The organism is Streptomyces sp. NBC_01506 (genome assembly GCF_045040295.1).
Taxonomy (GTDB): domain Bacteria; phylum Actinomycetota; class Actinomycetes; order Streptomycetales; family Streptomycetaceae; genus Streptomyces.
This window is the reverse complement of sequence record NZ_CP109422.1, coordinates 7,498,186-7,521,418: the sequence shown is the minus strand read 5'-3', so window position 1 is coordinate 7,521,418 and position 23,233 is coordinate 7,498,186. Positions and strand designations below refer to the sequence as shown.

The window sequence follows — 23,233 nt, the reverse complement described above, 5'->3', positions numbered from 1 at the left end:
CCGCTTCCGCTTCCGCTTCCGCCTCAGCCGAGTTCGCGCACCGCGCGGTACGCCTCGTCGATCGCCGCGTGCGTGTAGGCGAACGCCTGCGCGTCGGAGTTGGCGATCGCGATCCGGCCGTGCGACCGCCTCGCGAGTACGTACGGCCGCTTCTCCTCCGGCTCGAACAGCGAAGGATCGTCGAGGGAGTTGTACTCGTACGCGTAACCGTGCGCCCACCGGTTGACGGTGATCGCGCTGATGTCGCGTCCGGGATCGAAGCCGTGGTCGCCCAGCGCCCGCGCCATGCTGTCCCTGATCTCCCGCTCGAACGTGGCGAATTGGGTCTTGACCAGTTCCACCCGGCCGGCCTTGTGCTGCTCTCTGGCCGACAGCCCCGCCCTCGGCTTGTTCGGTGTCTTGGACAGGCTCAGGACGGTCGGCAACGAGGGCTCGTGCGGCATCTCGAAGCGGCCGAGCCGGGTGGCCTGGGGCAGTCCGAAGCTGTTGAAGTACGACGTGGGGGTCGACACGCGGGAGACACCCGCGTCGGCCAGCGCCCGCCAGTCGCGCAGGGCGACCCGCGCGTAGAGCAGCGGGATCTTCACGCCGTAGCGCATCGCCTCGGCCTGCTCGGGCGGCAGTCCGCGCACGACATAGCTCGTGACGGAGTTCCAGCAGGCCATGACGACGTTCGCGGCGTGCACCCGGTAGCTGTTGCCGCCGCGTGAGTAGCTGACCTTGACGCCCCGGCCCGGACGCGACTCGCTGACGTGCCGGACGTCGTACGCCGTCGAGCCGAGCCGGACGCGCACGGGCGAGCGCTCCTCGTCGAGCCGGTCGTAGCGGGCCTTGGCCGTGACGATCCCGCTCATCGACTGCGCGCCGCCGAACACCCCGGGCACCAGATGGCTGACGAGCAGCCGGGCGACGGACGCGTTTCCGTCCGGGAAGTAGTAGTAGCCGTCGCCGTCGTCGGCGTCGAGATGCATCTGCGCGGTGCCGCTGATGCCGGGCCAGGTGGAGTGCTCCAGCGCGAGTCCGGCGAAGCCGGGCTGGCCGAGCGAGGCGGCGTCGGCGGCGGGCACGCCGTCCGCGTTGAGTCCGTAGAGCCCGTTGGTGGCGCGGGCGATGTGCGCGATGGCCTCGTCGCCGATGCCGACCTTTTCCCGCAGATAGGTCTCGTAGGAGATGCGCGCGAGGATTTCCTTCTTCCGCGCGTCGGAGAGACCGGGGTAGTAGTCGACGGTGGTGGTCTGGAGGGTGACCAGATCGGCCCGGCCCTTTTCGGACATGGGCATGCGCGCGGCGTAGGACTGCCAGCTCTCGCCCTTGCCCCGGACGACGAGCCGGTCGGTGCCCCAGGTCTCGGCGTCGAAGAAGGTGCCGGACGTCAGCGCGTACTTGTCGTAGGCGGTGTCGTCGACGCTGTCGCCGAGCCGCTTGAGGTCGATGCCGAGATCGCGGGTGATCAGTGAGTGGGCCTGCTTGGTCCAGGTGCTGGGGGTGTCGAGGTTGACCGTGCCTCCGTTGGAGAGCAGCGTGCGTCCGCGTACCTCGAACTCGTTGCGGCGCGCGTGGCCGCCGAAGTCGTCCAGCGCCTCCAGGATCAGGATGCGGGCGCGGCGTCCGTGCTGTTGACGGTAGTAGTAGGCGGCGGCGAGACCGCTGATGCCGCCGCCGACGACCACCAGGTCGTAGCGCTCGCCGCTGTCGCGGACCCGGCCCGGGTCGAAGTCGCCGTCGCGGACGGCGTGGCCGACGTCGTACGAGCCGGCGGGCTGGCCCTGGAGGCCGGTGTTGGTCGGCGGGTAGACGGGCGGACGGCCGTGGCCGCCGTGGCCGCCGTGGGCGGGGTGGGCGCCGTGCTTCGGGTCGCCGGAAGCCGCCGCCGCCGTTCCGCCGAGGCCGGGGAGCGCCGTGGCCGCCGCCGCGCCCGCCACCGCCACCGCCGCGCCGTCGAGGAAGTCCCGGCGGGTGATCTTGCTGCGCATTCCGAGTTCGTCGTCGCTGTATCTGGCCACGGACTACCTCCACTTGCTGGGCGGCCCGACCGGCCGTCGGGTTCGATAGCTGCGGATTCTTGGTTGGCGTCGAGGTTTCAGCAAGGGATTCGACAGAGAATCGGCCATGAACAACGCAATCAGTTGCATTTTGTAGATCGAACTGCGATATCCGCAGCACTCCGAGGCTGCCCGGGAGCGCGTTCCGTGTGGGTCTCAGCACACTGCCCCGCCGCAGGTCAAAGCCTGGTTGACGGGGATTCGCGGGCGTGGTGGACTGCCGAGGCCATTACGGCGACAGCGAGAGGAAGCCGGTGCGAATCCGGCGCGGTCCCGCCACTGTGACGGGAGACGGCCAAGTCTCCCGGAGCCAGGAACTCTTGTCGCCGCATCACGTCGAACCAGGGCGCGGACCCTGAGTGAGGACATATCGCCATGCCCGGCTGCGGTTCAGCTTGCGCGTCAAGTGCTGTGAGTACGAGACCCCCGAGAGCTTTCCGAGGTGTATCGGCGGGCTGAGCGATGCGTGCCGAGTATCCGGCGGGCCGCGAAGTACCGGCCCAGGGAAGCGTTTTCGCGTACGGTGCCGCCGCCGGTCTGCTCGCCGACCGGCTGTTCGGCGACCCTCGGCGCGGCCATCCCGTCGCCGGCTTCGGGCGGGCGGCGGGCGCCGTCGAGCGCCTGTTGTGGCATGACCACCGGGGCTGGGGCGCGCTGCACGCGGCTCTGTGCGCAGGGGGTACGGCGGGGGTGGCCGCACTCGTCGCGCGCGGTCTGCGCCGCCGTACCGCCGCGTCTGTCGTTCTGACTGCCGCCGTCACGTGGACAGTTGTGGGCGGTACGTCGCTGGGGCGCGAGGCGCGCGCTGTCGGCGGGGCGCTGGCGGCCGGGGACGTCGAGGCCGCGCGGGAGCGGCTGCCGCATCTGTGCGGGCGGGACCCGCAGGGCCTGGACGAGCGGCAGATCGCCCGCGCCGTCGTGGAGTCCGTCGCCGAGAACACCTCGGACGCCGTCGTGGGAGCCCTGGTCTGGGGCGCGTTCGGCGGGGTGCCGGGGCTGGTCGCGTTCCGCGCCGTCAACACGCTGGACGCGATGGTCGGACACCGTTCGCCGCGCCATCTGCGCTTCGGCTGGGCGTCGGCGAGGCTGGACGACGTCGCGGGCTGGCCGGGAGCCAGGCTGACGGCCGCGCTGGCGGCGGTGGGTGGCGGCGCGCCCGCGCGGGCCCTGCGCGCGGTACGGCGCGACGCGGGCCGCCACCCGAGCCCCAACGCGGGCCCCGTGGAAGCGGCGTTCGCGGGCGCGCTGGGCGTACGGCTCGGCGGCACCCTCGCCTACGGCGGACGGGTCGAGCACCGGCCGGTGCTGAACGGCGGCGGCCGGCCGGTCGAGGTGGCCGACATCGAGCGGGCGGTGCGGCTGTCGCGCCGCGTGGGCGCGCTCGCGCTCGGAGTGTGCGTGGCGGGGCGGCTGCTGGCCGACAACCTCCTTCTCAGTCTTAGGAGGACGGGCCGATGAGTGACGGACAACGGTTCGGGGGCGGGCGTCTCGGGGGCGGTCTGCTCGTCGCCGGCACCACCTCCGACGCCGGCAAGAGCGTCGTCACGGCGGGCATCTGCCGCTGGCTCGTACGCCGGGGCGTGAAGGTGGCGCCCTTCAAGGGGCAGAACATGTCGCTGAACTCGTTCGTGACGCGCGAGGGCGCCGAGATCGGCCGGGCGCAGGCGATGCAGGCACAGGCGGCGCGCGTCGAGCCGACGGCGCTGATGAATCCCGTCCTGCTCAAGCCGGGCGGCGACCGCAGCAGCCAAGTGGTGCTGATGGGGCGGCCGGTGGGGGAACTGAGCGCCCGTGGCTACCACGGGGACGGAACGGGACCCGGTCGCCAGGAGACCCTGCTGAGCACCGTCGTGGACTGTCTGGAGCAACTGCGGAGCACGTACGACGCGGTGATCTGCGAGGGCGCGGGCAGTCCGGCCGAGATCAATCTGCGGCGCAGCGACATCGTCAACATGGGCATCGCGCGGGCGGCCCGGCTGCCGGTCGTCGTGGTCGGTGACATCGACCGGGGCGGCGTCTTCGCGTCGTTCTTCGGTACGACGGCGCTGCTGAGCCCCGAGGACCAGGCCCTGATCGCCGGCTATCTCGTCAACAAGTTCCGCGGCGACGTGTCGTTGCTGGAGCCGGGTCTGGAGATGCTGCGCGGGTTGACCGGCCGTGCCACGTACGGCGTGCTGCCCTTCCGGCACGGACTGGGCATCGACGAGGAGGACGGTCTGCGGGTCTCGCTGCGCGGCGCCGTACGCGAGTCGGTGGTGGCGCCTCCGTACGGAGAAGAGGTCCTGCGGGTCGCCGTCTGCGCGGTCCCGCTGATGTCCAACTTCACCGACGTGGACGCGCTGGCGGCCGAACCGGGCGTCGTGGTGCGGTTCGTGGACCGCCCCGACGAGATCGCCGACGCGGATCTCGTCGTCGTCCCCGGTACGCGCGGCACGGTGCGGGCGCTGGCCTGGCTGCGCGAGCGCGGGCTGGCGGACGCGCTGCTGCGGCGCGCCGCCGAGGGCCGCCCCGTCCTCGGTATCTGCGGCGGCTACCAACTCCTCGGCGAGCACATCGAGGACGACGTCGAGTACCGCGCGGGCGCCGGTGGTGTCTGTGTGGACGGCCTCGGACTGCTGCCCGTACGCGTCGAGTTCGCCCGCGAGAAGACCCTGGCGCGGCCCGTCGGCGAGGCGCTGGGCGAGCGCGTCGAGGGGTACGAGATCCACCACGGCGTCGCCTCGGTAGAAGGCGGCGATCCGTTCCTCGTCGACAGCGGCGGCCGGCGCCTGGACGGATGCCGGTCGGGCCAGGTGTGGGGCACGCACTGGCACGGCTCACTGGAGAGCGACGGCTTCCGGCGCGCCTTCCTGCGCACCGTGGCCACGGCGGCGGGGCGCCGTTTCGTACCCGCCCCCGACACCTCGTTCGCCTCTCTGCGCGAGGAGCAGCTCGATCTCCTCGGCGATCTGATCGAAGAACACGCGGACACGGACGCGCTGCTGCGGCTGATCGAGTCGGGCGCCCCGTCAGGACTTCCCTTCATCGCACCTGGAGCGCCATGACCACGGCAAGCACGGTACTGCTGCTGTCCACCGCCGATACGGATCTGCTGGCCGCCCGCGCCTCCGGGGCGCCGTATCTGATCGGCAACCCGACCCGTACCGACGCCGCCGACGACCTGCCCGCGCTCATCGCGGGGGCACGGATCGCCGTCGTACGCCTGCTCGGCGGCAAGCGCGCCTGGGAGGACGGTCTCGCGGCCCTCGCCGCGTCCGGCATACCCACCGTGCTGCTGGGCGGGGAGTCCGTACCGGACGCGGAGCTGATGGCCGACTCGTCGGCGCCCGCCGGTGTGGTGGCCGAGGCGCTGCGCTATCTGGTCGAGGGCGGGCCGGAGAATCTGGCGGAGCTGGCGCGGTTCCTGTCCGACACGGTGCTGCTCACCGGCGAGGGGTTCGAGGCGCCGCGCGCGATGCCCGAGTGGGGCGTGCACGGCGAGCGCGCCTTCGTAGAAGGACGGCCGACGGTGGGGGTCCTCTTCTACCGCGCGCACCATCTCTCGGGGAACACCTCCTTCGTGGACGTGCTGTGCGACCGCGTCGAGGAGCGGGGCGCCAACGCCCTGCCCGTCTACTGCGGTTCACTGCGCGGCGCCGACCCCGCCCTGTACGAACGGCTCGGCTCGGCGGACGCGCTGATCGCGACCGTGCTCGCCGCCGGCGGCACGGTCGCGTCGGACGCGTCGGCGGGCGGCGACGACGAGGCGTGGGACATCGGGGCGCTGGCCGATCTCGACGTGCCCGTCCTGCAAGGGCTGTGTCTGACGTCGTCGCGGGCCGCGTGGGACGCGTCGGACGCCGCGCTGTCCCCCATGGACGCGGCGATGCAGGTGGCGATCCCGGAGTTCGACGGACGGCTGATCACGGTCCCGTTCTCCTTCAAGGAGGAGGGGCCCGACGGAGTGCCCGTGTACGTCGCCGACCCCGAGCGGGCCGGCCGGGTCGCCGGGATCGCGGTGCGGCACGCCCGGTTGGCGCACAAGCCGAACGCCGAGAAGAAGCTGGCCGTGGTCTTCACCGCGTACCCGACGAAGCACTCGCGGGTCGGCAACGCGGTCGGCCTCGACACGCCCGCGTCGGCGGTACGGGTGCTGGACGCCCTGCGCGACGCCGGTTACCTGGTGGGGGACGGCGCGGACGCGCACCCCGACAACGGTGACGAACTGATCCACCGGCTCATCAACGCCGGTGGCCACGACGTGGAGTGGCTGACGGAGGAGCAGTTGGCCGTCGCGCCCGCGCGGGTGCCGCTGGCCGACTACCGCGCCTGGTTCGACACGCTGGAGCCGGGGCTGCGCGCGAGCATGCTGGAGCACTGGGGCGAGCCCCCGGGCTCGCTGTACGTCGACGGTGACGACATCGTGCTGGCGTCGCTGCGGTTCGGCAACGTCGTGGTGATGATCCAGCCGCCGCGCGGCTTCGGCGAGAACCCGATCGCGATCTACCACGACCCGGACATGCCGCCGTCGCACCACTACATGGCGGCGTACCGGTGGCTGGAGACGGCGGCGGACGGGAACGGGTTCGGCGCGGAGGGTGGCTTCGGCGCGGAAGGTGGCTTCGGCGCGGAGGGTGGCTTCGGCGCGGACGCGATCATCCACATGGGCAAGCACGGCACGATGGAGTGGCTGCCCGGCAAGGGCCTCGGCCTGTCGGCGAACTGCGGCCCGGACGCGGTGCTCGGCGAACTGCCGCTGATCTACCCGTTCATCGTCAACGACCCCGGCGAGGGCACCCAGGCCAAGCGGCGCGGCCACGCCACCGTCGTGGACCATCTGGTGCCGCCGATGGCGCGCGCCGACACCTACGGCGACCTGGCCAAGCTGGAGCAACTGCTCGACGAGTACGCGCTCGTCAGCGATCTCGACCCGACGAAGGCGCCGACGGTGCGCGCCCAGATCTGGACGCTCGTCAAGGCCGCCGAGCTGCACCACGACCTGCATGTGGACGAGCAGCCGGACGACGACGACTTCGACTCGTTCGTCATGCATGTCGACGGCTACCTCTGCGAGATCAAGGACGTGCAGATCAGGGACGGTCTGCATATCCTCGGCGGCGGCCCCGAGGGCGAGGCCCGCGTCAACCTGGTGCTCGCCGTGCTGCGTGCCTCTCAGGTGTGGGGCGGCAAGGCGAACGCGCTGCCGGGTCTGCGGGCGGCGCTCGCCGAGCACTTCGGACTGGTCGAGAAGGACCTGCTGGGCGAGCCGGGTGCACCCGTGAAGGTGCCGGTGGAGCTGACGGACCTGGTCGCCGGTCCGGCGCGGTCGGCGGCGGACGCGATCGATCTGCTGGAGCAGTTGTGCCGGCGGCTCGCGGAGGGCATGGAGGAGCGGCAGTGGGAGCTGTCGGCGGCGGCGCCGCTGGTCAGTGAGGTGCTGGGGCACGAACTGCCGTCGGCGGTGGCCGTGTTGGGCTTCGCCTCTACTGAGGTCGTGCCGAGGCTGGCCCGTACGACGGACGAGATCGACAACATCCTGCGCGCGCTGGACGGCGGCTTCGTGCCGGCGGGCCCGTCCGGGTCGCCGACGCGCGGGCTGGTGAACGTCCTGCCGACGGGCCGCAACTTCTACTCCGTCGACCCCAAGGCCATTCCGTCGCGCCTTTCTTGGGAGGTCGGCCAGTCGCTCGCGGACTCGCTGGTCGCCCGGTATCTGGCCGACACGGGCGCCTATCCGGCGTCGGTGGGGCTCACCGTCTGGGGCACGTCCGCGATGCGCACCCAGGGCGACGACATCGCCGAGATCCTGGCGCTGCTGGGCTGCCGGCCGGTGTGGGACGACGCGTCGCGGCGGGTCAGCGGCTTCGAGATCGTGCCGGCGGCGGAGCTGGGCCGGCCCCGGATCGATGTGACGGTGCGGATCTCGGGCTTCTTCCGGGACGCCTTCCCGCATGTGGTGGGGCTGATCGACGACGCGGTGCGGGCGGTGGCCGAGCTGGACGAGCCGGCCGAGGCCAACTACGTACGGGCGCACGCGGATCAGGACACGGCGGAGCACGGTGACCGGCGCAGGGCGACGGCGCGGATCTTCGGGTCGAAGCCGGGTGCGTACGGGGCGGGTCTGCTGCCGCTGATCGACGCGCGGAACTGGCAGTCCGACGCCGACCTCGCCGAGGTGTACGCGGTGTGGGGCGGTTACGCGTACGGGCGCGGGCTCGACGGGCGGGCGGCGCGAGGCGACATGGAGACGGCGTTCCGGCGGATCAAGGTGGCGGCGAAGAATGTCGACACGAGGGAGCACGATCTGGTCGACGCGGACGACTACTTCCAGTACCACGGCGGCATGGTCGCGATGGTGCGGCATCTGACGGGTGAGTCGCCCGAGGCGTATGTGGGTGACAGCGCGACGCCGGACCAGGTGAAGACCAGGACGCTGGGCGAGGAGACGCACCGGGTGTTCCGGGCGCGGGTGGTCAATCCGCGCTGGATGGCGGCGATGCGGAGGCACGGCTACAAGGGCGCTTTCGAGATGGCGGCGACCGTCGACTACCTCTTCGGGTACGACGCGACGGCCGGGGTCGTGGACGACTGGATGTACGAGAAGTTGTCGGCGGAGTACGTCTTCGCGCCGGAGAACCGGGAGTTCATGCGGAAGTCCAACCCGTGGGCGCTGCGGGGCATCACGGAGCGGCTGCTGGAGGCGGCGGAGCGGGGGCTGTGGGCGGAGCCGGACGAGGAGACGCTGGAGCGGCTGCGGGCGACGTATCTGGAGCTCGAGGGCGATCTGGAGGGGGGCGGCGAGTGAGGGCTCGAACGCCGGATGTGCCGAACACGCCGACCCTGACCCATGCCATGGAGGCACTGTGAGTACGCCGTACCCCTTCACCGCGATCGTCGGGCAGGACGATCTGCGGCTCGCGCTGCTGCTCAACGCCGTCTCCCCCGCCGTAGGCGGTGTGCTGGTACGCGGCGAGAAGGGCACCGCGAAGAGCACGGCGGTGCGTGCCCTGTCCGTGCTGATACCGGAGGTGTCCGTCGTCGTCGGATGCCGGTTCTCGTGTGATCCGGGGGCTCCTGACCCGGCGTGTCCGGACGGGCCGCACGAGGCGGGCTCCGGCGTGTCGCGGCCCGCGCGGATGGTCGAACTGCCCGTCGGTGCCTCCGAGGACCGGCTGGTCGGCGCGCTCGACATCGAACGGGCGCTGGCCGAGGGCGTGAAAGCCTTCGAACCGGGGCTCCTCGCCGACGCTCACCGGGGATTGCTCTATGTCGATGAAGTCAACTTGCTCCACGACCACTTGGTGGACCTTCTGTTGGACGCCGCCGCGATGGGCGCCTCCTACGTAGAGCGTGAGGGCGTCTCCGTACGGCACGCCTCCCGCTTCCTGCTCGTCGGGACGATGAACCCCGAAGAGGGCGAGCTGCGGCCGCAGTTGCTCGACCGGTTCGGGCTGACCGTCGAGGTCGCCGCCTCGCGCGAGCCGGATCTGCGGGTGGAGGTCGTACGGCGGCGGCTCGCGTACGACGACGACCCCGCCGCCTTCGCCGCGCGGTGGGCCGACGAGGAGAACGCGCTGCGGGCGCGCATCGTGGCCGCGCGGGCGCTGCTGCCCGAGGTACGGCTCGGGGACGCCGCGCTGCGGCAGATCGCGGCGACGTGCGCCGCGTTCGAGGTCGACGGCATGCGCGCCGACATCGTGATGGCGCGGACGGCGACGACGCTCGCCGCGTGGGCCGGGCGCACGGTCGTGCTGGCCGAGGACGTACGGCAGGCGGCGCTGCTGGCGCTCCCCCACCGTCGCAGGCGCAATCCTTTCGACGCGCCGGGGCTGGACGAGGAGAAGCTGGACGACACGCTGGAGGAGTTCGGCGGCGGGGACGACGGCGACGGCGACGGCGACCGGGACGATTCTCCGGACGACGATCCCGACCCGGACGGGCCCGGGGGCGGCGGGCAGTCGCCTCAGGACGGGTCTCCTCAGGCCCCGCAGGACTCCCCCGCGCAGCCCGAGGAACCCGAGGGACCCGAGGAGGGGCGGGGCGGGCAGCCCGCCGGGGGCGGTGAGCAGTCCCCCGTACGGGCCGCCGAGCCCTTCCGTACGAAGGTGCTGAGCGTGCCGGGGATCGGGGAGGGTGCCGCCGGGCGGCGCTCCCGGGCGCGGACGGACCACGGGCGGACGACCGGATCGCGGCGGCCCCAAGGGGCGCTCACCAAGCTGCACTTGGCGGCCACCGTCCAGGCCGCCGCCCCGCACCAGCGGGCGCGCGGGCGTTCGGGGCGTGGGCTGGTGGTACGGCGCGACGATCTGCGGCAGGCGACCCGCGAGGGGCGTGAGGGCAATCTGGTGCTGTTCGTGGTGGACGCCTCCGGGTCGATGGCCGCGCGGCAGCGCATGTCGGCGGTGAAGGGCGCGGTGCTGTCGCTGCTCCTGGACGCGTACCAGCGGCGCGACAAGGTCGGTCTGATCACCTTCCGTGGGAAGGACGCCACGGTGGCGCTGCCGCCGACCTCGTCGGTCGACGCGGCGGCCGTACGGCTGGAGACGCTGCCCACGGGCGGGCGCACGCCGCTGTCCGCCGGGCTGTTGAAGGCGCACGACGTCCTGCGGGTGGAGCGGATGCGCGATCCCGCGCGGCGCCCGCTGCTCGTCGTGGTCACGGACGGGCGGGCGACGGGCGGGCGAGCGACAGGGGGGCCCGATCCGGTGGCGCTCGGCACGCGCGCGGCGCGACTGCACGCCGCCGAGGGCACGGCGTCGGTGGTCGTGGACTGTGAGTCGGGGCCGGTACGGCTCGGTCTGGCGGTCGCGCTCGCGGGCGAGTTGGGCGGCACGGCCGTCACGCTCGACGAGTTGCGCGCCGACAGCATCGCGGGACTGGTCAGGGACGTCCAGGGCGTACGCGGGAGGGCCGCCTGATGCCGCAGGGACAGCCGGCCGTCGTGCCGGACGACGGGCTCACCACCCGACAGCGCCGCAACCGCCCCCTGGTCGTGGTCCACACGGGCATCGGCAAGGGCAAGTCGACGGCGGCGTTCGGGCTCGCGCTGCGCGGCTGGACGCAGGGGTGGCCGATCGGGGTGTTCCAGTTCGTCAAGTCGGCGAAGTGGAAGGTCGGCGAGGAGCACGCGCTGAAGGTGCTGGGGGCGAGCGGCGAGGGCGGTTCGGTCGACTGGCACAAGATGGGCGAGGGCTGGTCCTGGGTCCAGCGCGACAGACAGCTTTCCAATGAGGACGCGGCGCGTGAGGGCTGGGAGCAGGTCAAGCGGGACCTGGCGGCGGAGACGTACCGGCTGTATGTGCTGGACGAGTTCGCGTATCCGATGCACTGGGGCTGGGTGGACACCGACGAGGTCGTGCGGGTGCTGCGGGAGCGGCCGGGCACCCAGCATGTCGTGATCACCGGGCGGAACGCGCCCGAGGCACTGGTCGAACTCGCCGATCTGGTCACCGACATGACGAAGGTCAAGCACCCGATGGACGCGGGGCAGAAGGGGCAGAAGGGCATCGAGTGGTGAACGCCGCCTCAAGGACAGATGTGGTGTCGGTACCACGCCTCGTCATCGCCGCGCCGGCCTCCGGCAGTGGCAAGACCACCGTCGCCACCGGGCTGATGGCACTGTTCGCCGCGCGCGGTCTCGCCGTGTCCCCGCACAAGGTCGGGCCCGACTACATCGACGCGGGCTATCACGCGCTGGCGACGGGGCGGCCCGGCCGCAACCTCGACGCGTACCTGTGCGGTACGGAGCTGATCGGCCCGCTGTTCGCGCACGGCGCGGCGGGCTGCGACGTCGCCGTGGTCGAGGGCGTGATGGGGCTGTACGACGGCGCCGCCGGGCAGGGCGAACTCGCGTCCACCGCCCAGGTGGCGAAGCTGCTGCGGGCGCCCGTGGTGCTCGTCGTGGACGCGTCGTCGCAGTCCCGGTCGGTGGCGGCCCTGGTGCACGGCTTCGCGTCGTGGGACCCGGAGGTGCGGATCGGCGGGGTGATCCTCAACAAGGTCGGGTCCGACCGGCACGAGGAGTTGCTGCGGGAGGCGCTGGACGAGTCGGGGGTGCCGGTGCTGGGTGCGCTGCGGCGTTCTACGGAGATCGAGACGCCGTCGCGGCATCTGGGGTTGGTGCCGGTGGCGGAGCGGCGGGGGGACGCGGTGGGGGTGGTGCGGGGGTTGGCGGAGCGGGTGCGGGTGGGGTGTGACGTGGAGGGGGTGCTCCGGCTGGCGCGCAGTGCGCCTTCTTTGGAGGTGGGGGTGTGGGATCCGGCGCGAGTGGTGCGGGAGGTGGGGGGCGCCTGCGGCGGGCCTGTTCCCCTACCCGCCCCTTCCCGAAACCGGGGCTGCGCCCCGGACCCCGTACGGCCTTCGGCCGTGCCCTCAAACGCCGGGCGGGCTGGGTTTCGGGGCTCCGCCCCGGACCCCGCGCCTCAAACGCCGGCGAGGCTGACGGTCGCCGTTGCCGGGGGCTCCGCCTTCACCTTCTCCTACACCGAGCACTCCGAGCTGCTGCGGGCCGCCGGCGCCGACGTCGTCGTCTTCGATCCTCTCCGGGACGAGCAACTGCCGCCCGGTACGGCGGGGTTGGTCATCGGGGGCGGCTTCCCCGAGGTGTACGCCGCCGAGTTGGGCGCCAACGAACCCCTCCGTAAGGCCGTCGCCGAACTCGCGCACTCCGGCGCCCCCGTGGCCGCCGAGTGCGCCGGGCTGCTCTATCTGGCGCGGTCGCTCGACGGGGCGCCGATGTGTGGCGTGCTCGACGCCGACGCGCGGATGTCGGAGCGGCTGACGCTCGGCTACCGGGAGGCAGTCGCTGTCGGGGACAGCGTCCTGGCGGCGGCCGGGACGCGGCTGCGCGGGCACGAGTTCCACCGGACGGTGCTCGAACCGGGCGCCGGTCCTGAGCCCGCGTGGGGGCTGGTGCGGCCCGAGCGCCGGGTGGAGGGCTTCGTACAGCGAGGCGTGCACGCCAGCTATCTGCATACGCACTGGGCGGCGGCGCCCGGTGTGGCACGGAGATTCGTCGAAAGGTGCATGGCATGAGCGGCAGACTCGTCGGGGTCGGCGTGGGACCCGGTGACCCCGAGCTGGTGACGGTGAAGGGCGTGCGGTGTCTGCGGGAGGCCGACGTCGTCGTCGTACCCGTCATGGCGGCGCCCGACGGCACGGACGGCGGGGAGCCCGGCCGCGCGGAGGCGACCGTGCTGCACTACGTCGGCGCCGAGCGCGTCGTACGGATCGTCTTCGCCCTCAACGAACGCGCGGACCGCGCCCGTCGCGAGGCCGCCTGGGACGCGGCGGGCGGGCGTGTCGCCGAGCTGCTGCGCGCGTATCCGTACGGAAGCGTGGCCTTCGCGACGATCGGCGACCCGAACGTCTACTCGACCTTCACCTATCTCGCGCAGACCATCGGAGAGTTGGTGCCGGGGACGGTCGTGGAGACCGTTCCGGGGATCACCGCCATGCAGGACCTCGCCGCGCGCGGAGAGGTCGTACTGGCCGAGGGGACCGAGCCGTTGACGCTGGTGCCGGTCACGGCGGGCGCCTCCGTACTGAAGGACGCGCTGGACGGGCCCGGCACGGTCGTGGCGTACAAGTTCGGGCGGCTGGCGGGCGAGGTCGCCACGGCGCTGCGGGAGACCGGCCGTACGCGGGGCGCGGTGTGGGGGTCGGCGCTCGGGCTGCCGGAGGAGTCGATCCGCCCCGCGTCCGAGCTGGAGCAGGGGCCGTTGCCGTATCTCTCGACGCTCATCGCGCCCGCGCGGCGCGACGGCGGGCGCGGGGGCAAGCTGTGAGCGCGTCGCCCACGGCTCGGTGCGCGTCAGCCGGCCAGCGCCACCACCAGCCAGATGAAGCCGACGCCGCCGACGGTGCACAGCAGCGTCGACAGCGCGGGGTGTTCGTGGTGCGCCTCGGGAAGGATCTCGGCGGCTGCCAGATACAGCAGCGCGCCGCCGAAGAAGCCGAGATAGCTGCCGAGAAGTTCCTCCGGAAGGGTGAACAGCAGGGTGGAGGCCGCGCCGACGACGGGCGCGAGCGCGTCCGCGAAGAGCATCGCGAAGGCTCTGCGGCGGTCGTTCCCGTAGAGGCTGGTGAGCGTGTAGGTGTTGAATCCGTCGGCGAAGTCGTGGGTGATCACGGCGAGCGCGACGGTCGCGCCCATGCCGCCGCCGACCTGGAACGCGGCGCCGAGCGCGACGCCGTCCATGAGGCTGTGCAGGACCATCGCCGACGCCGCCGTCAGGCCCACCTCGGGCGCGCGCTCCGGCCGTCCGGCGTCCCGGCCGTGGTGGTGCGGGTCGTCGGCGTCGGCGGCGCCGTGTGCGGCCCGGCGTACGGCCAGCAGGCGCTCCACGACGTGCGCGAAGAGGAATCCGCCGACGAACAGCAGGAGCGCCTGGTGTACGCCGAGGAAGTCCTCGCCGGCCGCCTTCATGGCCTCCGGCAGCAGTTCGAGGCCGACCACGCCGAGCATGAGCCCGCCGGCCAGGCCGAGTACGAGATGGCGGCGGTCGGTGACGCGCTGCGCCGTCCAGCCGCCGATGAGCGTCATGAGGAACGCGCCGAGCGCGACGAACACCGCCATGCGCCCTTGCTAGCCGATGGGACCCCCGGTCCGCACGTTCATGTTCACCCCTTCCGCTCCCCCACCCCGTTGACCCGCGAGGACCGCCGCTCATGACCGATACGACTACTGGAACCACGGTCGGCAAGGTGACCTTTGTCGGCGCGGGGCCCGGCGCCGCCGACCTGCTGACCTTCCGTGCCGCGCGCGCCATCGCCGCCGCCGACGTCGTCATCTGGGCGGCGAGCCTGGTGCAGGCCGATGTCCTTGACCACGCGCGCGAGGGCGCCGAGATCCTGGACTCGGCGGCGCTTTCTTTGGAGGACGTCGTCGCCGTGTACGAACGGGCGGTGCGCGACGGTCTGAAGGTCGCCCGGATCCATTCCGGCGACCCCGCCCTGTGGGGCGGTACGCAGGAACAGGTCGACCGCTGCGACGCGCTCGGTCTGGAGGTGGAGATCGTGCCGGGCGTCTCGTCGTTCTCGGCCGTCGCCGCCGTCGCGGGGCGGGAGTTGACGATTCCGGAGGTCGCGCAGTCGGTGATCCTGACCCGGCTGGGCGGCGGCAAGACGCCGATGCCGCCGGGTGAGGAGGTACGGGAGTTCGCCAGGCACGGCACGACGATGGCGGTGTTCCTGTCGGCCGCGCGGTCGGGACAGCTCACACAGGAGCTGCTGGAGGGCGGCTATCCGACGTCCACGCCGGTCGTCGTCGCCCATCAGGTGACCTGGCCCGAGGAGTTGGTCGTGAGCTGCACGCTCGGCACGCTGGAGGAGACCGTCAAGGAACACAAGCTCTGGAAGCACACGCTGTTCCTGGTGGGGCCCGCGCTGTCCGCGTCGGGGACCCGCTCGCACCTCTACCATCCCGGCCATTTCCACGGCTTCCGGCGGGCCGACCCGGCCGCCCGCAAGGCTCTGCGTGAGGAGCGTACGCGGGGCGCCGCGCGATGATCACCGTCATCGGTACGGGGACGGGGACACCGCTGTCCGCCGACTCCGTACGAGCCGTGGCCGAAGCGACGTTGGTCGTCGGCGGGCGCCGGCATCTTCAGGAGGCCGCGTCGGAGGCCGGACTGCCCGAGCGGGTCTCGCGGGTGGTGCTCGGGCCGCTGGCACCGGCGCTGGACGTGATCGCGCGGCACCGCGCCGACGACAGCGCCTGCCGCGTGGTCGTGCTGGCCTCCGGAGATCCGGGGCTGTTCGGGATCGTACGGGCGCTGGCGGGGCGCTTCGGGCCCGCAGCCCTGGACGTACGGCCCGCCGCCCCGTCCGTCGCGGTGGCGTTCGCCCGGATCGGGCTGCCGTGGGACGACGCGGTCGTCGTCAGCGCGCACGGCCGCGACCTCCGTACGGCGGTCAACGTCTGCCGCGCGCACCCCAAGGTGGCCGTACTCACCGGTCCGGGCGCGGGGCCGGCCGAGCTGGGCGCCGCGCTCGCGGGCACCGGGCTCCCGCGCACGCTCGTCGTCGCGTCGGCTCTGGGCGACCCGGACGGCGAGCGGGTCGAGCAGATGTCCCCCGCCGACGCGGCGGACCGCGACTGGCCGCAGCCACTGAGCGTGGTGCTGTGCCTGGACGACGTACGGGCGCGGGCGCACGCCCCGGTGCCGCGCACGCTGGCCGGTCGCGGGCCGGGGCCGGCGCGCTGGGCGCTGGGCGAGGAGGAGTTCGCGCACCGCGACTCGATGATCACCAAGTTCGAGGTACGCGCGCTGGCGCTGGCCAGGCTCGGGCCGAGGACGGGCGATCTGGTGTGGGACGTCGGCGCGGGCTCGGGGTCGGTGGCCGTGGAGTGCGCGCGGTTCGGTGCGGCGGCGATCGCGGTGGAGAAGTCGTCCGACGGCGTCGGGCGGGTCCGCGCCAACGCCCTCGCGCACGGCGTGGACGTCCAGACCGTGCACGGGTCCGCGCCGGCGGCGCTGGATCGACTGCCCGATCCGGACGCCGTGTTCGTCGGCGGCGGTGGCCGCGAACTGCCCGCCGTCGTGACGGCGTGCGCGCGGCGCGCGCGCCGGACGGTCGTGGTGTCGGTGGCGGCGCTGGACCGGGTACCGGCGGTGCGGGAAGCGCTGTCGGCGGCCGGGTTCGCCACCGGCGGCGTACTGCTGCACTCCTCGCGGCTCGCGCCGCTGCCGGGCGACGTGACCCGGCTCGCGGGCACGAATCCCGTCTTCCTGCTGTGGGGCGACCGCCCCGCTGATCTCCACCCTCTGCGAGGAGCGACCCTGTGATCGGCCTGATCTCCGCGACGGCGGCGGGCGCCTCGGCCCGCGACCGACTGGCCACGGCCTGGCCCGGCCGCACCCGCGTCTACGACGGCGCGGTGCGCGGGGCGGTGGAGCGCGCGTTCGCCGAGTGCGAGCAGTTGGTGTGCTTCCTGGCCACCGGGGCGGTGGTACGGCTGCTGGCCCCGCTGCTGGCCGACAAGACGTCGGACCCGGGCGTCGTGTGCGTGGACGAGGCGGGGCGGTACGCGGTGTCGCTGCTCGGCGGCCACGGCGGCGGCGCCAACTCCCTGGCTGTGGAGGTCGGTTCCGTCCTGGCCGCGACCCCGGTGATCACGACGGCGACGGACGCCACCGGCATCCCCGGCCTCGACACGCTGGGCCTCCCGACCGAGGGCGCGCTGCCGGCGGTGACGCGCGCGCTGCTCGACGGCGCCCCGGTGACGCTGCACGCGGACGCGGTATGGCCACTGCCCCCGCTGCCGCCGAACGTGCGGGCGGGGGCGGGGGCGGGGGCGCCGCCGCCGGGCGGGAGTGTGGTGGGCGCCGGGCCGCTGGGCGGATCCGACGGGTCCCTGCCCGCGGGACAGCCGGTGCACGGCCTGGGCGCGACCGCCGGGGCATCGGAGTCCGAAGCCCCGCGGGCCGCGACCTCGGAGGCGCCCGAAGGGCCTGTCCCTGCGCGGCAGGCGGTGGCCGGCCCGGTCACGGGCGCAGCGCAAACGGACCGCGCCCCGCACGACCCCACACACCGGCCGGCCGAAGCGACGATCGACCCGCCGGGCGGGGTCGGGGTCGGCAACACCCTCCCTACGGGACAGCCGGTGCACGGCCCGAGCGCGACCACAGCCTCCGCCAACGCCAACGCCACACCGGATGGCATCGTGCCGCGGCCGACTCCGACCGCCGGGACGCCCGAAGCCGGAACACCACAGGCCGCAGCCCCCGCGCACCGGCCGGGCGAAGGGACGGACGGCCCGCCGGGCGAGCCCGGAAGGACCCTCCCTACGGAGCAGGCGGTGCGCGGCCCGGTCACGGCCACAGTGCAGACGGACGGCGACCCGCATGACTCCCCACGCGCAGCCGCGCACCGACAGGCCGAAGCGCCGCAGGCCGCCGCGCCTGGCGGGCCCGTCCCTGCGGGACCGCCGGTGGCCGCCGGGACCGGGGACGTCGCGGCGTCCCTGCGGCCGGACACGGCCCCGCACACGCGGCAACCCATCTCTGAGGCGTCGGCGGACGACCCATCGCTCACGCCCGGTGGCACCGAACCGAGCCGCGCCGCACGGCTGTTCGTCACCGATCGGATCGTCGCCCTCGGGCCGGCGGACGTCGTCCTTCGGCCGCCGTCGCTCGTCGTCGGTGTCGGTGCCAGCCGGGGCGTAAGCGTCGAGGAGGTGTACGGGCTCGTGCAGGACGTCCTGCGGGGCGCCGGGCTCTCGGCGCTCAGCGTCGTGGAGTTGGCGACCGTCGACGCCAAGGCGGACGAGCCCGGCATCGTCGGGGCGGCCGGCCGGCTCGGGGTGCCCGTGCGGACGTATCCGGCCGGCGCGCTGGCCGCGATCGCCGTGCCCAATCCGTCGCACGCGCCGCTCGCGGCCGTCGGTACCCCGTCCGTCGCCGAGGCCGCCGCGCTCGCCGCCGGGCACGGCGGTCAACTCCTCGTACCGAAGCGGAAGTCCAGCCCCGAGGGCCGGCCCGCGATGGCCACCTGCGCCGTCGTGCGGCGCGCGCCGCGCGGGCGGCTCGCCGTCGTCGGGCTCGGCCCCGGCGCCCGGGATCTGCTGACGCCGCGCGCGACGGCGGAGCTGCGGCGCGCCTCCGTGGTCGTCGGCCTCGACCAGTACGTCGACCAGATCAGGGACCTGCTGCGGCCCGGTACGCGGGTGATCGAGTCGGGGCTCGGGCGCGAGGAGGAGCGGGCCCGTACGGCGGTGACCGAGGCCCAGGCGGGGCATGCCGTGGCGCTCATCGGCAGCGGCGACGCGGGCGTGTACGCCATGGCGTCGCCCGCGCTCGCCGAGGCGGCCGACGACATCGACGTGGTCGGCGTGCCGGGGGTGACGGCGGCGCTGGCCGCCGCCGCCATCCTCGGCGCCCCGCTCGGGCACGACCACGTCTCGATCAGCCTCAGCGATCTGCACACTCCGTGGGAGGTCATCGAACGCCGCGTCCGCGCGGCGGCCGAGGCGGACATCGTGGTGACCTTCTACAACCCCCGCAGCCGGGGCCGGGACTGGCAACTGCCCAAGGCGCTCGCCCTGCTGGCGGAGCACCGTACGGCGACGACCCCCGTCGGAGTCGTACGCAACGCCTCGCGCCCCGACGGCACCAGCCGCCTCACCACGCTCGCCCGGCTCGATCCGGCGACGGTGGACATGATGACGGTCGTGACGGTGGGCAACACGGCCACGCGTGAGATCGCGGGCCGCATGGTGACGCCACGGGGTTACCGGTGGCAGTCGGAGGGAGCCCGATGAACCGGCAGGACCGCCTCCGGGACCGCGTCGTCCATCCCATCGAGGAGGAGTCCTTCCGCAGGCTGCGCGCACGCGTCGACACCTCGCACTTCGCGCCGCTGACCCGCGCGGTCGTGGAGCGCGTCATCCACTCGGCGGCCGATCCGGCGTATGTGACCGATCTCGTCTGCGACGAGCCCACGTTGACCGCCGCGCACGGCGCGCTGCACGCGGGCGCGCCCGTCGTCGCCGACGTGGAGATGGTCGCCGCCGGGATCACCCGCCGCGCCGCGGTGTGCCGTCTTAAGGAGGCCGTGTCGGGGCCGGGGCTCACCCGCTCCGCGCACGCGGTACGGCTCGCGTACGAGCAGGTGGGCCCCGGCGCGATCTGGGTGATCGGCTGCGCCCCCACCGCACTTGAGGAACTGCTGCGCCTGGACGCCGCGCCCGCGCTCGTGATCGGGCTGCCGGTCGGTTTCGTCGGCGCCGTCGAGTCGAAGGCGGCGCTGCGCGAGAGCGGGCTGCCGGCCGTGTCCAACATCTCCGAGAAGGGCGGCTCCGCCGTGGCCGCCGCCGCACTGAACGCCCTGCTCTACCACCAGCTCGCCAAGGAGAACGCGTGACCACCCCCGGACCCACCGGACCCACCCGACCCGCACTTCTCATCGCCGGCCACGGCACCAGGGACGCGGGAGGTGCCGATGCCTTCCGCGAGTTCGTACGGGAGCTGGGCAGGCGCCACCCCGAACTGCCCGTCGCGGGCGGCTTCATCGAGCTGTCGGCGCCGCCCATCGGCGAGGCCGTGACCGAACTCGTCGAGCGGGGCGTCACGCGGTTCGCGGCGGTCCCGCTGATGCTGGTGTCCGCCGGGCACGCCAAGGGCGACATACCGGCCGCGCTGAAGCGCGAGAAGGAGCGCCACCCGGGCATCTCGTACACCTACGGCCGTCCGCTGGGTCCGCACCCGGCTCTGCTCACGGTCCTCGAACGGCGCCTGGACGAGGCGATGGCGAAACTGACGGGTTACGACGGCGACCGGTCGGACGTGACCGTCCTGCTCGTGGGGCGCGGCTCGACCGACCCCGACGCGAACGCGGAGGTGCTGAAGGGGGCGCGTCTTCTTTGGGAGGGGCGCGGTTACGCGGGCGTGGAGACGGCCTTCGTGTCGCTGGCCGCGCCGGACGTGCCGAGCGGGCTGGACCGCTGCGTACGGCTCGGGGCGCGCCGGATCGTGGTCCTGCCGTACTTCCTGTTCACCGGGATCCTGCCGGAGCGTGTGGGGCGGCAGACACGGGAGTGGGCGGCGGCGCATCCGGAGACCGACGTGGCGTCGGCCGATGTGGTGGGGCCCACCGAGGAGTTGCTGGATCTGGTCATGGAGCGCTACCGCGAGGCGGTCCGGGGCGATCTGCGGATGAACTGCGACTCCTGTGTGTACCGCGTCGCGCTGCCCGGTTTCGAGGACAAGGTGGGGGCGCCGCAGCAGCCGCACTTCCACCCGGACGACGACGGTCACGACCATGGCGGGCACGGGCATCACCATGGGCACAGCCATGGCAGTCATGCGCACGCGCACTGACGCCCACCGCGCGGCCCCGCACGACCTGCGTCACCACGGCGACGCCGAAGTGCGGGACGACGGCGCGGAGTTGACCGACCTCGCGGTCAACGTCCGTACAGGCACTCCCCCGCACTGGCTGCGCGAGCGGATCGCCGCGTCGCTCACCGGACTCGCGGCGTATCCGGACGGGCGTGCCGCGCGGGCCGCCGTCGCCGCGCGGCACGGACTGCCGGTGGAGCGCGTGCTGTTGACGGCGGGCGCCGCGGAGGCGTTCGTACTGCTCGCCCGCGCCCTGCCGGCGCGCCGCCCCGTCGTGGTGCATCCGCAGTTCACGGAGCCGGAAGCGGCACTGCTCGGCGCCGGGCACCGGGTGCGGCGGGTGCTGCTCGACGCGGGTGACGGCTTCCGGCTGGATCCGGCCGCCGTGCCCGAGGACGCGGATCTGGTGGTGGTCGGCAATCCGACGAACCCGACGTCCGTACTGCACCCGGCCGGCGCCCTCCTACAACTGGCGCGTCCGGGACGGACGCTGGTCGTGGACGAGGCGTTCATGGACGCGGTGCCCGGGGAGCCGGAGGCGCTGGCCGGACGGCGCGACGCGCCGGGCCTCGTGGTGCTGCGCAGCCTCACCAAGACGTGGGGGCTCGCGGGTCTGCGGATCGGCTACGTACTGGCGGATCCGGCGACGGTCGCGGCGCTCGCGGCGGCCCAGCCGCTCTGGCCGGTGTCCACGCCCGCGCTGGCCGCCGCCGAGGCGTGTATGACGCCCGCCGCGCTCGCGGAGGCCGCGGCGGCGGCGCGGCGTACGGCGGCGGAGCGGGCCCATCTGCTGGCCGGACTGGCCGAGTTCGACGGTGTGCGCGCCGTGGAGCCGGCCGCGGGGCCCTTCGTCCTCGTACGGATGGAGTCGGCCGCCGCCGTACGGGAGCGGCTGCGCGCGCTGGGCTTCGCGGCACGGCGCGGCGACACGTTCCCGGGGCTGGGGCCTCGGTGGCTGCGGCTCGCGGTGCGGGACCGGGCGACGACGGACCGGTTCCTGCGGGCGCTCGGCCAGGCGTTGTCGGCGGTCCGCCCCTGAAGGGACGGTTCACTCGCGAGCGCCGGACGGGCTCGGCGAGCCCGTCCGGCGCTCAAGGACACGCGCGACGCGTCAGCTCCTGCCGCGCGCCCGCACCAGCACCATCGCGCCGCCGCCCACGGCGAGCAGCAGCACGGCTCCCCCGGCCAGATACGGCGTCGTGGAACTGCCGCCCGTCTCGGCCAGGTTCTCGGCGGCCGGCTCGCCTGCGGTCTGCGGCACGACGCCCTCCTTCTCCGGCTCGGGCTGCTCGGGCTGCTCCTGCTTCGCCGGTGCGGCGGGCGCCTCGCAGGTCGCCCGGGCGAGGGTGACGGTGCCCTGGACGTCGGCGACGTTCAGCTTGAGCGGGTTCACCGCGACCCGCAGTTCGAGCGCGGTGGCGGCGGCCGTACGGGACGTGGTCCGCGTCTGTGACAGGTCGAGCGTCACCTCACCGACGCCCGGCACCTCGACCCGGGTCGGCCCGCCCGCGGAGAGCGTGACCTTCTTACCGAGGACGGTGACGGTGCCGAGCAGGTTGGACTCGGCGACCGGCTTCTCGCCCGATCGGCAGACCGCCTTGGAGGTGACTTCCTGCACCTCGATGAGCGAGAGCAGCGGCAGCCCCGGCACATGCACCTTGGCGTGGGCGATGTTGGCGTACCCCTCGGCCTTGTGCTCGTCGACGGTGGCCCGCGCGGTGGCGACGTCGGCGCGCAGCACGGTGAACGGCTTGCCCTGGTCGACCCCGTCCAACTCGACGGTCAGCGCGGTCTTGTCGGCGTCGGCCGGGGCCTGCACCTCGTTGAGGGCCGCCCGCAGCGGCACCTGGATCGACTTGTTGAGCAGGGACACGTCGAGGCCGGTCCGCAGAACGACCGCGCTCGCCTTGCCCTTTCCGGTGGCTCCGGTTCCTCCGGTGGCCTGCGCCGGGGCGGCGAGCACGACGGGCCCCGCGACCAGGGCGACGGCGGCTGCCAGTGCGGCGGAACGGCGCGCGGGCATGCGGAAGACATTGCTGTTCAAGATGGTGGAACCCCCACAGAGATATGACGTCGCCGACCCGCCGGCATGGGGACACATGGGCGGCTGTGGCGACCGAGACACCGGAATCTTTACGCACCGAGAGTGAATACGCGGACACCTGGGGTGAGTTCACTCCAAAGTGGGGTTTCCGTGTCCGCGTTCGAATTCTGCGGGTACGGGCGTTCTTTCCGGCCACCCGCACGGGGGGCGTGGGGGCGCGTACTGGCCGGTTTTGGCAGGCGTACGACAGACGCAGGGCCACGTACGACACGTACCGCGCCGTCAACGCGGCGCCCCGCCGCACCCCGCCGCGCCCCGAGAACCGC

General features: G+C 73.5%; 16 protein-coding genes and 1 riboswitch. Of the genes, 13 read left to right on the top strand and 3 right to left on the bottom strand.

All coding sequences use genetic code 11. The features are described 5' to 3' along the window. Positions 1-23 precede the first annotated feature (23 nt). Positions 24-2,003: an NAD(P)-binding protein gene (locus OG329_RS33660; RefSeq protein ID WP_405800256.1), complete on the bottom strand. Its 1,980-nt coding sequence runs from the start codon at positions 2,001-2,003 to the stop codon at positions 24-26. 282 nt (positions 2,004-2,285) lie between these two features. Next, positions 2,286-2,362: riboswitch (cobalamin riboswitch) on the top strand. A gap of 142 nt (positions 2,363-2,504) precedes the next feature. Between OG329_RS33660 and OG329_RS33655 the strand changes: the two genes are divergently transcribed. From OG329_RS33655 to cobI, 7 genes are read left to right on the top strand one after another with little or no spacing between them, the layout of a single operon-like run. After that, complete coding sequence (locus tag OG329_RS33655) at positions 2,505-3,500, top strand: cobalamin biosynthesis protein (RefSeq protein WP_405800255.1); 996 nt, start codon at positions 2,505-2,507, stop codon at positions 3,498-3,500. Next, a complete protein-coding gene (locus OG329_RS33650; RefSeq protein WP_405800254.1) occupies positions 3,497-5,086 on the top strand; it encodes a cobyric acid synthase in 1,590 nt (529 codons plus the stop codon). Before OG329_RS33655 ends, OG329_RS33650 begins: the two co-directional genes overlap by 4 nt. Beyond that, entirely contained in the window at positions 5,083-8,826 is a 3,744-nt protein-coding gene (gene cobN, locus OG329_RS33645; protein ID WP_405800253.1) for a cobaltochelatase subunit CobN, read from the top strand. The genes OG329_RS33650 and cobN overlap by 4 nt, the downstream gene beginning before the upstream one ends. Positions 8,827-8,884: 58 nt before the next feature. Beyond that, complete coding sequence (locus OG329_RS33640) at positions 8,885-10,939, top strand: putative cobaltochelatase (protein WP_405800251.1); 2,055 nt, start codon at positions 8,885-8,887, stop codon at positions 10,937-10,939. After that, the gene (gene cobO, locus OG329_RS33635; RefSeq protein WP_405800250.1) at positions 10,939-11,538 is read left to right on the top strand and encodes a cob(I)yrinic acid a,c-diamide adenosyltransferase; all 600 of its coding nucleotides are present in this window, start codon (positions 10,939-10,941) and stop codon (positions 11,536-11,538) included. Before OG329_RS33640 ends, cobO begins: the two co-directional genes overlap by 1 nt. Before the next feature lie 20 nt (positions 11,539-11,558). Then, the gene (locus OG329_RS33630) at positions 11,559-13,055 is read left to right on the top strand and encodes a cobyrinate a,c-diamide synthase (RefSeq protein WP_405800249.1); all 1,497 of its coding nucleotides are present in this window, start codon (positions 11,559-11,561) and stop codon (positions 13,053-13,055) included. Beyond that, positions 13,052-13,807 carry a precorrin-2 C(20)-methyltransferase gene (cobI, locus tag OG329_RS33625; protein ID WP_405800248.1) on the top strand — a complete coding sequence of 252 codons (756 nt, stop codon included), beginning with the start codon at positions 13,052-13,054 and terminating at the stop codon, positions 13,805-13,807. Before OG329_RS33630 ends, cobI begins: the two co-directional genes overlap by 4 nt. Before the next feature lie 26 nt (positions 13,808-13,833). Here the strand turns inward: cobI and OG329_RS33620 are convergent, their stop codons facing one another. Then, positions 13,834-14,598 carry a ZIP family metal transporter gene (locus OG329_RS33620; protein ID WP_405800247.1) on the bottom strand — a complete coding sequence of 255 codons (765 nt, stop codon included), beginning with the start codon at positions 14,596-14,598 and terminating at the stop codon, positions 13,834-13,836. Positions 14,599-14,690: 92 nt separating this feature from the next. On the opposite strand from OG329_RS33620, the gene cobM reads away from it, so the two are divergent. From cobM to cobC, 6 genes are read left to right on the top strand one after another with little or no spacing between them, the layout of a single operon-like run. Then, positions 14,691-15,530: a precorrin-4 C(11)-methyltransferase gene (gene cobM, locus OG329_RS33615; protein ID WP_405800246.1), complete on the top strand. Its 840-nt coding sequence runs from the start codon at positions 14,691-14,693 to the stop codon at positions 15,528-15,530. Next, a complete protein-coding gene (gene cbiE, locus OG329_RS33610; RefSeq protein WP_405800245.1) occupies positions 15,527-16,810 on the top strand; it encodes a precorrin-6y C5,15-methyltransferase (decarboxylating) subunit CbiE in 1,284 nt (427 codons plus the stop codon). Before cobM ends, cbiE begins: the two co-directional genes overlap by 4 nt. Beyond that, complete coding sequence (gene cobJ / locus OG329_RS33605) at positions 16,807-19,284, top strand: precorrin-3B C(17)-methyltransferase (RefSeq protein ID WP_405800243.1); 2,478 nt, start codon at positions 16,807-16,809, stop codon at positions 19,282-19,284. Before cbiE ends, cobJ begins: the two co-directional genes overlap by 4 nt. After that, entirely contained in the window at positions 19,281-19,886 is a 606-nt protein-coding gene (locus OG329_RS33600) for a precorrin-8X methylmutase (RefSeq protein WP_405800241.1), read from the top strand. Before cobJ ends, OG329_RS33600 begins: the two co-directional genes overlap by 4 nt. After that, positions 19,883-20,842 carry a sirohydrochlorin chelatase gene (locus OG329_RS33595; protein ID WP_405800240.1) on the top strand — a complete coding sequence of 320 codons (960 nt, stop codon included), beginning with the start codon at positions 19,883-19,885 and terminating at the stop codon, positions 20,840-20,842. Before OG329_RS33600 ends, OG329_RS33595 begins: the two co-directional genes overlap by 4 nt. After that, on the top strand, positions 20,826-21,902 hold the full coding sequence (gene cobC / locus OG329_RS33590) for an Rv2231c family pyridoxal phosphate-dependent protein CobC (protein WP_405800238.1): 1,077 nt from the start codon (positions 20,826-20,828) through the stop codon (positions 21,900-21,902). Before OG329_RS33595 ends, cobC begins: the two co-directional genes overlap by 17 nt. A gap of 72 nt (positions 21,903-21,974) precedes the next feature. On the opposite strand, the gene OG329_RS33585 is transcribed toward cobC, so the two are convergent. Then, positions 21,975-22,886: an SCO1860 family LAETG-anchored protein gene (locus OG329_RS33585; protein WP_405800237.1), complete on the bottom strand. Its 912-nt coding sequence runs from the start codon at positions 22,884-22,886 to the stop codon at positions 21,975-21,977. Between the last annotated feature and the right edge of the window lie 347 nt (positions 22,887-23,233).

Excerpts from the sequence above, each read along its gene's own strand:
- OG329_RS33655 (WP_405800255.1), top strand. The coding sequence starts at position 2,505 with ATGCGTGCCGAGTATCCGGCGGGCCGCGAAGTACCGGCCCAGGGAAGC.
- OG329_RS33585 (WP_405800237.1), bottom strand. The coding sequence starts at position 22,886 with ATGCCCGCGCGCCGTTCCGCCGCACTGGCAGCCGCCGTCGCCCTGGTC.
- OG329_RS33600 (WP_405800241.1), top strand. The coding sequence starts at position 19,281 with ATGAACCGGCAGGACCGCCTCCGGGACCGCGTCGTCCATCCCATCGAG.
- cobI (WP_405800248.1), top strand. The coding sequence starts at position 13,052 with ATGAGCGGCAGACTCGTCGGGGTCGGCGTGGGACCCGGTGACCCCGAG.
- cbiE (WP_405800245.1), top strand. The coding sequence starts at position 15,527 with ATGATCACCGTCATCGGTACGGGGACGGGGACACCGCTGTCCGCCGAC.
- cobN (WP_405800253.1), top strand. The coding sequence starts at position 5,083 with ATGACCACGGCAAGCACGGTACTGCTGCTGTCCACCGCCGATACGGAT.
- OG329_RS33620 (WP_405800247.1), bottom strand. The coding sequence starts at position 14,598 with ATGGCGGTGTTCGTCGCGCTCGGCGCGTTCCTCATGACGCTCATCGGC.
- cobM (WP_405800246.1), top strand. The coding sequence starts at position 14,691 with ATGACCGATACGACTACTGGAACCACGGTCGGCAAGGTGACCTTTGTC.
- cobO (WP_405800250.1), top strand. The coding sequence starts at position 10,939 with ATGCCGCAGGGACAGCCGGCCGTCGTGCCGGACGACGGGCTCACCACC.
- OG329_RS33650 (WP_405800254.1), top strand. The coding sequence starts at position 3,497 with ATGAGTGACGGACAACGGTTCGGGGGCGGGCGTCTCGGGGGCGGTCTG.
- cobC (WP_405800238.1), top strand. The coding sequence starts at position 20,826 with ATGCGCACGCGCACTGACGCCCACCGCGCGGCCCCGCACGACCTGCGT.